Origin of the sequence: Priestia sp. FSL P4-0332 (assembly GCF_038005845.1) — a bacterium.
Taxonomy (GTDB): domain Bacteria; phylum Bacillota; class Bacilli; order Bacillales; family Bacillaceae_H; genus Priestia.
In genome coordinates this window covers 2,233,975-2,248,986 of record NZ_JBBOUA010000001.1, presented here as the reverse complement: position 1 = coordinate 2,248,986, position 15,012 = coordinate 2,233,975, and the positions used below count along the sequence as shown (strand labels likewise).

13 protein-coding genes are annotated in these 15,012 nt (G+C 38.7%); 3 read left to right on the top strand and 10 right to left on the bottom strand.

Translation table 11 applies throughout. The features are described from left to right. The first annotated feature begins 478 nt into the window (after positions 1-478). Entirely contained in the window at positions 479-2,098 is a 1,620-nt protein-coding gene (locus MKY06_RS11350) for an ABC-F family ATP-binding cassette domain-containing protein (RefSeq protein ID WP_013056918.1), read from the top strand. 35 nt (positions 2,099-2,133) lie between these two features. Here the strand turns inward: MKY06_RS11350 and MKY06_RS11345 are convergent, their stop codons facing one another. The 5 genes from MKY06_RS11345 to MKY06_RS11325 form a co-directional block, all read right to left on the bottom strand. Next, complete coding sequence (locus MKY06_RS11345; protein ID WP_098196446.1) at positions 2,134-3,024, bottom strand: DMT family transporter; 891 nt, start codon at positions 3,022-3,024, stop codon at positions 2,134-2,136. Between the two features lie 64 nt (positions 3,025-3,088). Next, positions 3,089-3,805 (bottom strand): helix-turn-helix transcriptional regulator, encoded by a 717-nt coding sequence (locus MKY06_RS11340; RefSeq protein ID WP_098196445.1) that lies wholly within the window; start codon positions 3,803-3,805, stop codon positions 3,089-3,091. A gap of 27 nt (positions 3,806-3,832) precedes the next feature. Beyond that, positions 3,833-4,465, bottom strand: coding sequence for an alpha/beta family hydrolase (locus tag MKY06_RS11335; protein WP_098238734.1), 633 nt, complete (start codon positions 4,463-4,465; stop codon positions 3,833-3,835). A 60-nt stretch (positions 4,466-4,525) separates the two neighbouring features. Beyond that, on the bottom strand, positions 4,526-5,536 hold the full coding sequence (locus MKY06_RS11330) for an LLM class flavin-dependent oxidoreductase (protein WP_029321579.1): 1,011 nt from the start codon (positions 5,534-5,536) through the stop codon (positions 4,526-4,528). A 130-nt stretch (positions 5,537-5,666) separates the two neighbouring features. Continuing rightward, positions 5,667-6,884: an MFS transporter gene (locus MKY06_RS11325; protein ID WP_289914112.1), complete on the bottom strand. Its 1,218-nt coding sequence runs from the start codon at positions 6,882-6,884 to the stop codon at positions 5,667-5,669. A gap of 141 nt (positions 6,885-7,025) precedes the next feature. On the opposite strand from MKY06_RS11325, the gene MKY06_RS11320 reads away from it, so the two are divergent. Both MKY06_RS11320 and MKY06_RS11315 read left to right on the top strand, forming a co-directional pair. Continuing rightward, the gene (locus tag MKY06_RS11320; RefSeq protein ID WP_013056912.1) at positions 7,026-7,307 is read left to right on the top strand and encodes an acylphosphatase; all 282 of its coding nucleotides are present in this window, start codon (positions 7,026-7,028) and stop codon (positions 7,305-7,307) included. An 83-nt stretch (positions 7,308-7,390) separates the two neighbouring features. Then, positions 7,391-8,167, top strand: a complete 777-nt coding sequence (locus MKY06_RS11315; RefSeq protein WP_013056911.1) for a 3-hydroxybutyrate dehydrogenase — start codon at positions 7,391-7,393, stop codon at positions 8,165-8,167. 39 nt (positions 8,168-8,206) lie between these two features. Here MKY06_RS11315 and MKY06_RS11310 read toward each other — a convergent pair whose 3' ends face one another. The 5 genes from MKY06_RS11310 to MKY06_RS11290 form a co-directional block, all read right to left on the bottom strand. Continuing rightward, positions 8,207-10,618, bottom strand: coding sequence for a S8 family serine peptidase (locus MKY06_RS11310; RefSeq protein WP_098196443.1), 2,412 nt, complete (start codon positions 10,616-10,618; stop codon positions 8,207-8,209). A 739-nt stretch (positions 10,619-11,357) separates the two neighbouring features. After that, complete coding sequence (locus MKY06_RS11305; RefSeq protein ID WP_013056909.1) at positions 11,358-11,795, bottom strand: S1 domain-containing RNA-binding protein; 438 nt, start codon at positions 11,793-11,795, stop codon at positions 11,358-11,360. A 181-nt stretch (positions 11,796-11,976) separates the two neighbouring features. Then, positions 11,977-12,798 (bottom strand): ammonia-dependent NAD(+) synthetase, encoded by an 822-nt coding sequence (gene nadE, locus MKY06_RS11300; RefSeq protein WP_340960707.1) that lies wholly within the window; start codon positions 12,796-12,798, stop codon positions 11,977-11,979. A 34-nt stretch (positions 12,799-12,832) separates the two neighbouring features. Beyond that, positions 12,833-13,513 (bottom strand): nicotinate (nicotinamide) nucleotide adenylyltransferase, encoded by a 681-nt coding sequence (gene nadD, locus MKY06_RS11295; RefSeq protein ID WP_013056907.1) that lies wholly within the window; start codon positions 13,511-13,513, stop codon positions 12,833-12,835. A gap of 15 nt (positions 13,514-13,528) precedes the next feature. Beyond that, on the bottom strand, positions 13,529-14,998 hold the full coding sequence (locus tag MKY06_RS11290) for a nicotinate phosphoribosyltransferase (protein ID WP_041816550.1): 1,470 nt from the start codon (positions 14,996-14,998) through the stop codon (positions 13,529-13,531). Positions 14,999-15,012 lie beyond the last annotated feature (14 nt).

Genomic DNA, 15,012 nt, shown 5'->3' with positions numbered 1-15,012 from the left:
CTTAATAATTTGTAGATTATATATGGGATGAAAAAAACCAGAACTGCTTGTATAAAAACTGGCCCTTCTGGAAGATAGGAAACAACTAATTTCCACATGATAATCACCCTATCTATGTCTATGTCAAACCAATTTTAGAAATAAGCACCCGTAAAATATCAGTGTTTACTTTATAAAAATTCTTTTATTTACCAGGTAGTATTATTCTTCTTTTTGTTTCTTATACAAAGGAATACAACATCCATCTTAAAAATGAAAAAGAGCTGATTACTGAAGGATTATACATGCTGGTTTGCCGCTCAATGTTTTGGTGAATGCTAGAATAATCAAGTTTTACCGCTCAAAAAATCCCTTAAATGGTTGACGCGTGTTTAAAGTGTCGGTTACACTTTATGTTTGAAATATTGTATTCATATCGCTCTTATCTCAAAAGAATGGTATAATTTTATAGATATTGAATTTGGAGGACTGCTCATACATGATTACAGTTAGTAATGTAAGTTTACGATTTGGCGACCGAAAGTTATTTGAAGATGTGAATATTAAATTCACGCCTGGTAACTGTTATGGATTAATCGGCGCAAACGGTGCTGGAAAATCAACGTTTTTAAAAATTTTATCTGGTGAAATTGAATCTCAAACTGGTGATGTACATATGGGCCCTGGCGAACGCCTTGCTGTCTTAAAACAGAACCACTTCGAATATGAAGATCAAGAAGTTATGAAAACCGTTATTATGGGGCACGCTCGCCTTTATGAAGTAATGCAAGAAAAAGATGCTATTTATATGAAAGCAGACTTCACAGATGAAGATGGAATGAAAGCAGCTGAGCTTGAAGGTGAATTTGCTGAATTAAACGGTTGGGAAGCAGAATCAGAAGCAGCTATTCTTTTAAAAGGATTAGGTATTTCTGAAGATCTTCACGCAAAAAAAATGGCTGAACTAACGGGTAGTGAAAAAGTAAAAGTGCTTCTTGCACAAGCTTTATTCGGAAAACCTGATGTATTACTTTTAGATGAGCCTACGAATAACTTGGATATTCAAGCAATTCAATGGTTAGAAGAGTTCTTAATTAACTTTGAAAACACAGTCATTGTTGTATCTCATGACCGTCACTTCTTAAACAAAGTATGTACGCACATTGCTGACCTTGACTTCAGTAAAATCCAAGTCTACGTTGGTAACTATGATTTCTGGTATGAATCAAGTCAATTAGCACAAAAAATGGCGTCAGATGCGAACAAGAAAAAAGAAGAAAAAATTAAAGAGCTTCAAGCCTTTATCGCTCGCTTTAGCGCAAATGCATCGAAATCAAAACAAGCAACGTCTCGTAAAAAATTGCTTGATAAAATTTCATTAGATGACATCCGCCCTTCTTCTCGTCGCTATCCGTACGTGAACTTCACGCCGGAACGTGAGATTGGAAATGACGTACTTCGCGTGGAAGGTCTAACAAAAACAATTGACGGCGTAAAAGTGCTTGATAACGTAAGCTTTATTATGAATAAAGATGACAAAATCGCCCTTGTAGGCCGCAACGAACTTGCAAATTCAACATTAATGAAGATTTTAATGGGTGAAATGGAAGCAGACAGCGGTACGTACAAATGGGGTGTGACAACGTCTCAAGCCTTTTTCCCAAAAGACAACTCCGAGTACTTTGAAAACGGAGATTTAAACTTAGTAGACTGGCTGCGTCAGTATTCACCTAATGACCAAAGCGAAAGCTTCTTACGCGGTTTCTTAGGCAGAATGCTATTCTCTGGTGAAGAAGTGTTGAAAAAAGCCAACGTTCTTTCCGGAGGAGAAAAAGTTCGCTGTATGCTTTCTAAAATGATGCTAAGCGGTTCAAACGTTCTTTTACTAGACGATCCTACGAATCACCTTGACTTAGAATCAATCACAGCGCTAAACAATGGACTTATCAGCTACAAAGGTTCAATGATTTTCACATCTCATGACCATCAGTTCGTTGAAACGATTGCGAATCGTGTAATTGAAATTACGCCAAACGGAGTAGTTGACAAGCAAATGACATACGATGAGTATTTAGAAGACAGCAACCTACAAAAACAAGTAGCAGGCATGTACGCTTAATAAAAAAACCCCTTTCTTTAAAGAAAGGGGTTTTTTTATATATGCACCTCCTGATTTAGCGATGACTTCGGAGAATACGTTAAAAACGCTAAGCTAACAAACACTAGTGCTGCTCCGCATATGTTCACCAAAGTGAGGGATTCCCCCAACAAAAATACGCCCAGTAAAAAAGCGGTAACGGGCTCTGCTAACGATAACGTCACGGCGGTAGACGCATGCACCGACTTAAGCGCTGTAGAAAATAATACATAAGCAAGAGCAGTCGTAAGTATTCCTAAGTGAAGAGCAATGCCTATTCCATTTAAAGAAACTAGCCAGCTCATATCATACATAAACCAGCATGGGATTAGTAGAACAGCTGCTGTTGTGAACACAAGAGAAGCGCCTACTTGCGGATCAACATACTGAACAATTTTTTTATTAACAGTCGTATAGCAAGCAAAAGACGCCCCTGCTCCTATCGCCATACCCAAACCTATCACGTCGATTTGACTATCTTTTTTTAACAACAAGCAGCAGCACCCTAGAATACCCGTAAACGTGGCAAGCAGCCATTTTTTTGTAGGTTTCTTGCTGTACACTATGTAATCTAACACTCCTGACAAAAGCGGCGCACTCCCAATTGCAACCATTGTTCCTACTGCAACACCCGTTTTGATAACAGCTGAAAAAAACAGCGGCTGATAAGCGGCCATACTTGCTGCAGCAACCGTAAGAGGCAGAATAGGAAGGCGTCTTACGTCCACGTCCACTTTCTTTTTTTGAATAAGACAAGCTGCAAGAAGCGACAGTCCCCCTACAGCTAATCGCACGGCTCCAATCGCCACAGAATGCGCTTCAGCAGATGCTAAAGCTTGGGCAGTCCCTGTTGTTCCCCATAGTACAGCTGCACATAATATAAGTATTTTTGATAATGAAGTATTCATATTTCCATCTCCTTTCTTTTATCATAGCTAAAAGAAAGAAAAAAGTTTTTCCGCTTTTATGATATTATTTGTCTGTTTTTAAGATACTTCGATATTGCGTGGGTGAGACTCCTTCTTGTTTTGCAAACCATTTAGTGAATGAAGACAAGCTGTGATAGCCGACTTCATGCGCAATATACGTTACCGAATAGCTGCTCTCTTTTAACAATTCTTTTGCTTTATTTAAACGTATACGCGCTACATAGCTTTGAGGCGAATAGCCCGTTTTTTGTTTAAACCAAGCGGAAAAATAAACGGGATGATAATTTTCCAGCTTGGCAAGACTTTCTATGTTTAGCTCTTGATTAAAGTTAGCATGAAGATAATCAATGGATTTAAACGTTTGTTTCTTTGGCAAATAATGCTGAACGTAACGGACTAAATCTTCAAGCGCCCCCCTGTCAGTGCTTTTTTGAAGCCCATCAAGTAAAAGGTAGCGAATTGCTTTCCACGTTGAATCCCATTGAATAAAAGTGGCTTGTTGAGAAAGATGCGCACTTTCTGTAAATTTCAACGGAATATCAACAACTAAACATTCATTTGTATTTTTAGCTTGATACGTATGAAGCTGACGAGGCGGAATGTAAAAGCATCCTTCTTGCAGCGTTAAGTGCTGCTCACTTGCTTGAATATCAAGTGCACCTGCTAGCGGAAACAAAAGCTGACTGTAGTTATGATCATGAGTATGAGGTGAATAGCTGTAGGCTCTTTTTTCGCAAATAATTTCACGTAGCGTATCCATTTTGTACTCCTTTCCTTATTTCCTATCTTATAGAAGCTGTTCTATGCCATTCAAAACGGTTTCCAGCGCCTTTAACGATTCCGTGGGAGTATACAAAACGTCCAATGAATGATCGGCATTTTCAATCACTTGAATATTCATTGTGTTTGTTTTTAATTGATAAACTTCTTCAGTATAATAGTGATCACGAGTTCCTATTACAAGAAGACCTTTATGAGTGCATTCTAGTAAACTTTCAAACAGTTCTGTTCTTGTTAAAAGCGGGGTCAGTAAAAGCATCACTGCATCTTTGTAGACTTCATCTTTCATAATTCGCTGAATCAGCGGAATTGTGCCAATCGATTTTCCTGCAAATATGATATTTTTATAGTCATTGTGAGATAAAACGCCTTGCAGCACGAGATCAATGTCTTTCATCATAACGTCTGCAATCTCATCTGTAGACTTTGTCATGAGCTCTTTTGGATATGTATAGTGAATATGAACAACGTCAATTCCGTGTTTTAGCATCAGCATTGTTACATAATACAATAGCGGCTTTTCATATGTATAACCCAAGCCTGAAAACATAAAGCAAATTTGACTAGACCCTTCCGTTTTAATATGTGTATAGGTAATCCTATGAGTTTGGTTGCTTACGCTTTTCTGATTTACGTGCATGTCAATCCTCCTTTTTAAATATTCTAACATTTAATTCCGTAAAAAAACCCCATCTTTTTCTTAAAAAAATGAGGGTTGAGGAAATAGCTCTGCAAGCAATTCATAGGACTTCTTTTTCGCTTCATAATCATGGATATTTGTAATAATTAAAAATTCGTCGTTATCGTATTTTTTCTGCAGCTGAGTTAATCCTTGTTTTACTTCAACTGGATTTCCTACGATCATACGAGGACGATTGGTGCTTATTTTTTTTAGCTCTTCTTCTGAATAAGAACGATTGTGCACTTCTTCTATCGATGAAATTGTTGTATCTCCGCCTTTAGCTACTTTCAATAGCCAATCATCTAGCGTTTTGGCATGCTGCTCGGCTTCTTCTGTTGTTTCTGCACATACAACAAATACGCATACGTTGGTTTTAGGCTTTGATTGATACGAAGAAGGGATAAATTCTTGTTTATAATGACGAATGGCTTCTTGTCCTCCAACTGAATAAATAAAGTGTCCAAATGTAAAAGAGATGCCTAGCTCAGCAGCCGACCTTGCTCCTCTTTTATTAATGCCAAGATGCCACAGTTCCGGCTTTGTTTCACTTAACGGATAAGCCGTCACGCCATAATACGGATGATCCGACGGCAAATTATGCTCAAGGTGTCCTTTTAACGCTTGAATTTGCCGCGGGAATTCATTGAGGCTTTTACGGACTCCATCTGTCAGCGCAAGCCGAGTCAGCGCATCTCCTCCCGGTGACCGTCCAAGACCTAAATCAATTCGATTAGGAAACAGATTTTCAAGCAGCTGAGCATCTTCTGCTACTTTATACGGACTGTATTGAGGAAGAAGGACTCCTCCAGACCCAATTCGGATTCGGCTCGTGTGAGAAGCTAAGTGCGTCATTAAAAGTGTCGGAGATGAGCCTGCAAGACCGTTAGTATTATGATGTTCCGCTACCCAAAAGCGGTGGTAGCCTAACTCTTCCGTTAATTTAGCCAGCTCTACCGTACGTTTCAACGCTTCCTTTGGTGTTGATCCGCTTGAAACAGGAGACTGATCCAATACGCTTAGCTTAATCATAGGTGATTCTTCCTTTCGATTTTCAATTTCTATTGTCTCTATTGTAGGAGAAAAATATGAATTCGTCTTGAAATTTGCTTCACGCTCATAGAAAAAGCAAACGCTAAGGCGCGTTTGCTTTTTCTTTTTCTTATTTTGCTTCGTGTATTTCTTTCACACGCTTATCGCTCGGTAACAGCCATGTTAACAGCCCTAGAATTGGAAGATAGCTGCAAAACAGCATAATAAACTGAAGGCTGAAGACATCGGCTAATTTACCGAATACAACAGCTCCCAAAGCTCCCATTCCAAAAGCAAGCCCTACAATTAAGCCGGAAACCAAGCCAATTTTCCCTGGCATCAGCTCCTGAGCATAGACGACCGTGACGCTGAAACTTGACTGAAGAATAAAGCCGATTAGTACTAAAAGAGGTGCTGCCACTCCTAGAGAAACGTGAGGCAGTAATAAAGTAAAAGGGACTGACCCTAACATAGAAAACAATAAAATATTTCGCTTTCCGAAACGATCGGCAAGCGGACCTCCAAAGAATGTTCCAACTACCCCTGCAATCATAAATAAAAAGACGTAAAGCTGAGCGCTTTTGATAGGCAAATTGAATTTTTCAATGATATAAAACTGAAAGAAATTAAGGATACCTGCTCCGTACCATGAACGTGCAAAAACAAGAAAAATTAAAAGTCCAATCGCAAAAATAATTTGCTTGTTCATCGTAAATGAAACATCTGACTGCTTTTTCTTCAAGCGTTGATGAGTAGCTAACTCCGATTTGTACCATTTAGAGACGCTATACAAAACCACTACGCCGATACCTGCAATTAACGTAAACCAAATCGTTCCAAACTGACCAAGTCCGATAAAGATAAATGCCGTAAATAGCGGAGCCATCGACTGTCCTGTATTTCCGCCAACTTGATAAATAGACTGCGCCAGCCCCCGTTTTCCTCCTGCTGCCATATACGCTACGCGAGAACCTTCCGGATGAAAAATAGCTGAGCCAAATCCTACAAATAAGACAGATATAATCACAAAATAAAAATTTGGCGCTAAAGCGAGTCCAACCATACCAATCATGCTTAAACACATTGCAATTGGCAATAAAAATGGCGAGGGACGCTTATCGGCAAATACGCCGAATACCGGCTGCATAATCGATGACGTCATGTTTAAAGCAAAGGCAATCCAGCCGATTTGCGTGTAGTTTAAATTCATCGATTTTTCAAGGACAGGAAAAAGTGCCGGTATAACGGACTGCATACAATCATTTAGGAAATGTCCTAAACTAATAGCAAATAAAATACGATAAATCGTTGCCGACTGCGCTTGCTGCGTTCGTGCTGCTGCTTGCATTCATAACCCTTCTTTCTTAATTTAATCTACATTATAATTGTTAAAGTCTTACAATGTCTTTTTCTATTATACAGTGAAAGTTAAGATTGTAGTTGTTTTCTTTTTTATAAAAAAGGGAAAATTGCCTGTGAGGTGAGAACAGTGAAAAAACATGTGCATATGATCGTAGACGGACGCGTTCAAGGGGTTGGGTTCCGTCACTATACGCAGCTAAAAGCAATGGAATGCTCTATTAACGGATGGGTACGAAATCGAGACGATCAAAAAGTGGAAATTGATGCTGAAGGTGAAGAAAGTAATATCCAAAAATTTATTGAAAAAATTAAAAAAGGTCCCTCGCCGTTCGCTTCTGTTAGCAATGTGGAAGTAAAGGTAGTAAACACCCCTTCCCACACCCATTCTTTTCGCGTAAAGTACAGTTAAAAAACTCGCTAAATCAAGATATTTTTTGATAAAATGGAAAAGTAAGCGATTTTATATCATCTACATATAAGGGGGAAAAAACGATGGTTGAAAACAAAATTGTGTTAATTACAGGTGCAGCTCAAGGTATTGGTTATCAAATTGGTGAGCGCTTCGCTGAAGACGGAGCGACTGTTGTCTTAACTGACTTGAATGAAGATGGAGTTAAGAAAGCAGCAGACAAATTGAAGACAAAAGGCTACGAAGCATTAGGCATTAAAGCAGATGTGACAAATGAAAGTGATATTGAACAAATGATTGCTCAAACGGTTGAAACATATGGCCGCCTTGATGTATTGATTAACAATGCCGGCATGCAATTTGTTTCCCCGCTCGAAGAATTTCCTACTGAAAAATTTGAACTTTTAACGAAAATTATGCTTGTTGCACCTTTTGTTGCGACTAAGCATGCGTTTCCTATTATGAAAAAGCAAAAATTCGGCCGCATTTTGAACATGTCCTCCATTAACGGATTGATTGGTTTCTCAGGAAAAGCGGCATACAACAGCGCTAAGCACGGCGTGATTGGCTTAACGAAAGTGGCTGCTCTTGAAGGTGCGGAGCACGGCATTACGGTAAATGCGATTTGCCCTGGTTATGTTGATACACCGCTTGTTCAAAATCAATTAAAAGATTTGGCACGTACGCGAAATGTAGCGCTTGAAAAAGTACTAGAAGAAGTCATTTATCCTCTTGTTCCTCAAAAACGTTTGCTTGCTGTCGATGAAATTGCAGATTATGCAATGTTTTTAGCAAGTGATTTAGCAAAAGGCGTAACCGGCCAAGCTGCTGTGATCGATGGTGGATATACGGCTCAATAAGAAAAGAGTGTCAGTTAGAGACTGGCACTCTTTTTTTATTTATTTAATTTCGAATTCTCCTAAAGAACCTGTCGTCTGACCTGCTTTTACTGCTTCTGCGTATAAATAATATGTTCCCGCTGGAAGAGCTTCACCATTAATCTTTCCGTCCCACGTTGCGCTAGAGAATCCTTTTTCTACATTCGTATACGAACCTAACAATTCCCCTTTTTCTAACGTTGCATCGTAAATGTAATAGCTAAGCTTCTCTGCTCCTCCTGGTAAATAACTGCCGTATTCAAATGATCCATTTCCAAGTACATCTACATACGCAGAAGTAACGCGCGGGTAATCCGGCTCTTTTACAAATAAGATGGTTGGAACATCGTACGTTTCTTTATTGTTACTTACGGTAATTGTCCCTTCGTAATAGCCAGGAGATAATTTCCCTGCATCTACTTTTACATTCAGGTTTACTTTTTGCGTTTTTCCTGCATTAACAACTAAATCGTTTGTTGATTTAACGTCAATTGCCTGATGGCTTTTCTTAAATTTTACTTTGACCGAGTATTTTTGACTGTGATTTGATAGATTTTTAATCTTAAAGCTTTGTTTTTCTACTTGTTTCCCTTTATCTTTATAAAAGACACCGTACGAGTGACTTCCTGGTGTAATAAGCGTTTTTGCTTTAATTGCATCTACTACGCGCATGCTTCCTGCACCTTGCGTATTATGAGGATAAACCAGCCCGTTGCGGTCACGAAGCAATTCCGTTGTATTCATTAAAGATGCTTTTACGTCTTCTACTTTATAATTTGGATGCGCCTGTAAAATTAACGCTGCTGCTCCTGCTACGTGCGGCGCGGCCATACTTGTTCCTTGTTTTGACCCATATCCATGAGGGTTGCTTGGATCATTTGTTGGCACTGTGCTGATAATATCTACTCCAGGTGCTGAAATGTCTGGCTTAATCATCCACGTATCCACAACCGGTCCGCGAGATGAAAAATCAGCCATTGTTTCATCAACTGTCTGATCAAATGTTGCAGTAAAAGAGCCCGTGACGGATCCTTTTGCTAAAGAAGCTACCAAAGCTTGTCCATCGGCTTTTGATAGGCGAATACTTGGCAGAGATGTACCTGGAATATCAGGAATTGTCCCTTCTACGTTGTTGTAAATCACCGTTGCAACAGCACCGGCTTTTTTCGCATTATCAACTTTATCTACAAACGCAATGTCGCCGCGAGAAATAACCGCTACTTTTCCTTTTACATCCTTTCCTTCAAAGTCTTCTGGTTTACCGAGTCCGACAGGTACAAATTCATACTTTTTACCGCTTGCATCTAGTAATGCCTTGTCATTTGGAAAGCCCATTACTTCAGCTGAAGCATAGCTTGCGTTATCTACAGTTAATGTCGTTTTATACAAATTGTAAGGAAGCTGAGTTGCACCAACTGAAATAGCTTCACGAGACGTCCCTGGAGAGCCTACTGTCCAGTTAGCTGGTCCACTGTTTCCATTTGATGTAACAGCTACTACTCCTTCTTCCATTGCCCAATCTAACGCAATACTCGTTGCCAAGTCAGGATTATTAATTGTGTCTCCAAGCGACAGGTTCATTACATCCGCTCCGTCTTCTACCGCACGTTCAATACCGGCGATCACGTCTTCCGTTGTACCCGTTCCTCCTGGGCCTAATACACGATAAGCAAGTAAATGGGCATCAGGAGCTACCCCTTTAATTTTCCCGTCCGCTGCAATTGTTCCTGCTACGTGGGTTCCGTGCGTTGTTGCTTCTCCTTTTGGATCTCCAGCCGGCGTTTCTTGAGGATCTTTGTCATCATCTACAAAATCCCATCCTTTATATTTCTCAAACGCTGACTTTAAATCCGGGTGGTCGTAATCAACGCCTGTATCGATAACGGCTACGGTCATATTTTTACCTGTATATCCTGACTTCCACGCTTGATCTGCTCCCACATAGTAAATGCTTTTATCCATTTCAGAACCGTATTCTTCGGCGCTCACTTCTTTCGATTTCACTTCTGTTGTATGATATTCAACGCTTGGATAAATAGCTTTTACTCCAGGTAAACTTGCTACTTTTTCAAGGTCATTAGCCGGAAGTTCCGCTGAAAATCCGGAAAACACTTGGTCATATTCACGTTTTACTTTTGAAGTTTTAGAAGCTTTTGAAAGCTCTTTTTTCACTTCGTCACGCGCTTTTTTAATCTTTCCTTTACTTTGCGCTACTCCCTTTTTCTTTGCTTCCGCTACAGACTCTTCATTTAACTCTACAATAACTTTTACTTTTTTAGCCGACTTTAAGTTATAGTCTCCTTGAATTTTAACTAAAGACGGTTCAAGCGCTGGTTTTGAATTTCCGTTAGCGGATGCTCCCATTGCAAAAGAAGATAAAGCAACCGAAAATGCTACTGTACTCAATACAGCCCGAATTGATACTTTTTTCATCGTTTTCCCCTCTCCATTTCTCTCTATAATTCATGCAACTATGTATGTCTTCATCCCCAGAACATACGCATCTTTTACTTAGCTTGCGAGCTAAAAATTAGAATAGTATGGAAGTTCTATATATTACTATAAAATCCTTGAGTCTATGGAATCATTTTATATATCCCTAAAAATTAAGCACTAATGCTCAAAAAATGAAGAATTTTGTCTATTTCTCGTCTTTCCGTAACTTTTTTATTCCTAAAATTATGAAGAGATTAGATGAATATACAAGAATACTGACGAATTTCTGTTAATTTAGCTATTTTTATCAGGGACTCATCCCTACTTTCCCTTCGTTTACTTATAAGGTTTTTTATTATTTTAAGAAAATTGTTCTTATAAGCGCTTTTTATTTTATAAATTATTATTTAGAACATAGTTTAATTTAATATAAAATATCGCACTTAATTAAATGAAATTTTAAAAGATTACGAATAATAAAGGGAGGTCTTGCAGATACTAACGTCAACGCTCGCACAAAGGGAGGCATGATTATGATAGATTTAAATTTCATCCTACTCATCCTTGATCTTCTCTCATCTCTTGTCACTATTGGCATCTACTTTACAACCAAGTAAGTACCTAACCTTCTCTTTACTCTTCTAGCGCATGTACTTAAGCTATTACAAAAAAGAAGCAAGCCAATTTTTACTGGCTTGCTTCAGCTATATAATAAAGTAGTTAAAGTGGAAGGGATTTATCCGCGTCTTCCGCCTCTGCCACCTCGTTTTGATTCAGTGCTGCGTTTTAGTGTAGATAAATTATCTTCACTATCCTTTAAGAAACGCGCCATTTTTTGTTCGAAGTTTTCCTTTGGTTGGAAGTTGCTTTTAGAACGATTATCATTATTTCTTGCCTGACGTGGCGGGCGTTGTGAATAAGAAGATGAGGGTCTTTCAGGTTTATCTATCGCTTTTTTAATCGATAATCCAATTTTTCCGTCTTTCTCATTAACGACTTTCACTTCAATTTCTTGACCAACTTTAAGATGGTCATTAATGTCTTTTACATAGCTGTCAGCTACCTCACTAATATGTACAAGCCCAGTTTGACCTCCAGGTAATTCTACAAATGCTCCAAAATTAGTAATACCTGTTACTTTACCTTGTACCTTGCTACCTACTTCAACTGCCATAAAAAATGTTCCTCCTCAATAATATTAAAAGCACTTCATTATACCAAAGTGCGTAAGAATAACAAAGTGTGTATGAGAAAACAATTCGTTAATTTACACTTTTTCCGCCACTTTTTTGTTTTATGAAAGAAATCAGTCAAAATAATGCCCATATTAGATATACCTAATATGGGCATTTCTCTCATTTCCACCATTTATCAAACATGCTAGCCGGTAACTGACGCTTATGTTCAGTAATACGATAGCGCTGTTCAATTTTTTCAGCGGCTTCTTGTGATACTTCTTTTCCTTCCAAATAATCGTCTAGTTCATCATAAGAAATTCCTAGTTCCGTTTCATCAGATTGACCAGGACTATTATCTAACAAGTCAGCTGTTGGTACTTTTTCGTACAATCGTTTATCTGCACCTAATTCTTTTAGCAATGCTTTTCCTTGACGTTTTGTTAATCCCGTTAGAGGCAGCACGTCTGCTCCGCCATCCCCGTATTTCGTAAAAAAGCCTGTTACTGCTTCTGCTGCATGATCGGTTCCGATAACTAAAAGGCCGTTTTCTCCCCCGATTGCATACTGTACAATCATACGTGTACGTGCTTTGACATTTCCTTTATGAAAATCAGACAGCGCTATATCTGTCGCGCCTGTAAACGAACTTTCAAATGCTTCCACCGTGTTTTTAATATTAAACGTATATGTTTCATTAGGTTTAATAAATTCTAGTGACGCCTTCGCATCTGCTTCATCATGCTGCGTGCCATGAGGCAAGCGAACGGCTACAAATTTTGCTTCATATTCTTCTTTTCGCAATTCGTCTACAGCAATCTGCGCTAATCGCCCAGCTAAGCTAGAGTCCTGCCCCCCGCTTATACCTAATACAAAGCCTTTTGCATTTGCTGACTTTAGGTAGCTTTTCAGAAAATCAACGCGGGCACGAATTTCTTGTGCTGGATCAATTTCAGATTTCACATGTAGCTCTTTTCTTATTTTTTCTTGCATGTCTGACATGATACATGCTCTCCTTCCATTATATGTAGATTTGTTACTGATACAGTCCATGTTTTTTACTATAAAAATAACAGAGATCAGGCATTAAATATCTTGGTTCTCCGCCCCGGGCAAATTCTTGACGAATATAAGTAGAACTGATTTCCATCGCCAGCCCTTTATCAAGAAGCTGAAACCGGCCGTCGTCATAATTTCGAAGCAATGGAGAATGACTAATAGCTTTCAACATGTCTATTCCCTCTCTTGCCATGATGATAAACTGGTTTTTACTAATAAGTTCATCTGCTTTCTTCCACTTGCCTTCACCAATATCTTGCAGTAAGTCGGCTCCCATAATAAAAAATAAATCAGCGTGTGGAAGCAATTTTTTAAAGTGCTCCATAGTGTAGTATGTGTAATGATAGCCGGGCAATACGTCTAGCTCATACGTATCGAGTAAAAATTTTGGGTTATCTTTAATCGCTAAGCTAACCATATTTACACGGTGCTCATCCGACGTCTGGAGCTTTTTATCTGTTCGTTTGTGCGATGAAGGCAAAAAGATAATAGCATCTAACTTCTTTCGATGCGCAACCGTTGATGCCGTCCAAAGATGAACATTGGTAACCGGATCAAAAGAAGAACCATAAATACCAATTTTCGCTCCTTTTTCTAAAAGCTTATCTATTTTTTTATCAGGGTTTAGCTGTTGAAAATAAGCACGCGTATCTGACATGTCTCCAGCTCCCTACTATTTTTTATTTAGGGCTTCCGCTACTTTTTGTTTTACGTACGCAATTTGACGCGTTTTATTTTCCCAACATTTCTCGCTTAAATCTACTGGATATTCTTCAGGATTGCGCGTACGCTTATATTCATCCCAAAGCAGCTCTAAATTATCTTTTACGTACTGCTGAATTTCCTGAAGTTCTTCTGTTTCATACACAAGCTTTCCGTTTACAAAGATATCATGATGGAGTTCTTTTGCCTCAAAATTTGTGACGAATTTACTGATAAACGTATGAACAGGATGGAACATTTTTAAACGTTCTTCGCTTTGAGGATCTTCATCTTCCATCGTGATATAATCCCCTTCAGATTTTCCATTCAAATTATTAATAATACGATATACGCGCTTCAACCCTGGTGTACTCACTTTTTCAGGATTGGCGCTAATTTTAATCGTATCCATCATCTCGCCATTTTCTCCTTCAATAGAGACGAGTTTATATACTGCTCCAAGCGCCGGCTGATCATATGCAGTAATGAGCTTAGTGCCAATTCCCCACATGTCTATTCGTGCCCCTTGCGACTTTAAATGCATAATCGTATCTTCATCTAAATCGTTGGAAGCAACAATTTTTGTGTCTGTAAACCCTGCTTCATCTAACATTTGACGAGCTTTTTTAGACAAATATGTTAAATCGCCGCTGTCTAAGCGAATCGCTGTAAAATTAATTTTATCGCCTAATTCTTTTGCTACTTTAATGGCGTTGGGAACTCCTGATTTTAACGTATCGTACGTATCAACTAGAAACACGCAGTTTTTATGGCGACGAGCATATTTATGAAATGCAATATATTCGTCTTTATAAGCCTGCACCATGGCATGAGCATGCGTTCCTGCAACTGGAATTCCAAATTTCTTTCCTGCTCGCACGTTAGAAGTAGCACCAAATCCGCCAATATAGGCTGCTCTTGTTCCCCAAATAGCAGCGTCCATTTCTTGAGCGCGGCGTGTTCCAAATTCCATTGCCACTTGATCTCCCACTACATGTTTGATTCGAGCTGCTTTCGTCGCAATCAGCGTTTGGTAATTCACAATATTCAAAATAGCTGTTTCTACGAGCTGAGCTTCAATTAATGGTGCTTCTACACGTAAAATTGGTTCATTATGAAACACAAGCTCACCTTCACGCATACATCGAATCGTTCCAGTAAACGTAAGATCTTTTAAGTAAGCTAAATAATCTTCTTTAAAACCTAATTCTTCGTGCAAGTAGGTTAAATCTGATTCGCTAAATTTAAATGCTTTAATATATTCAATAATTCTTTCTAATCCAGCAAAAACAGCATAGCCATTTCCAAAAGGAAGTTTGCGGAAGAAAACTTCAAAAACAGCTCTCTTTTGATGAATATTATCTTCCCAGTACGTTTCTCCCATATTAATTTGATATAAATCGGTGTGTAGCATTACGCTGTCATCTGTAAACATATTCATTGATTTCCTCCACT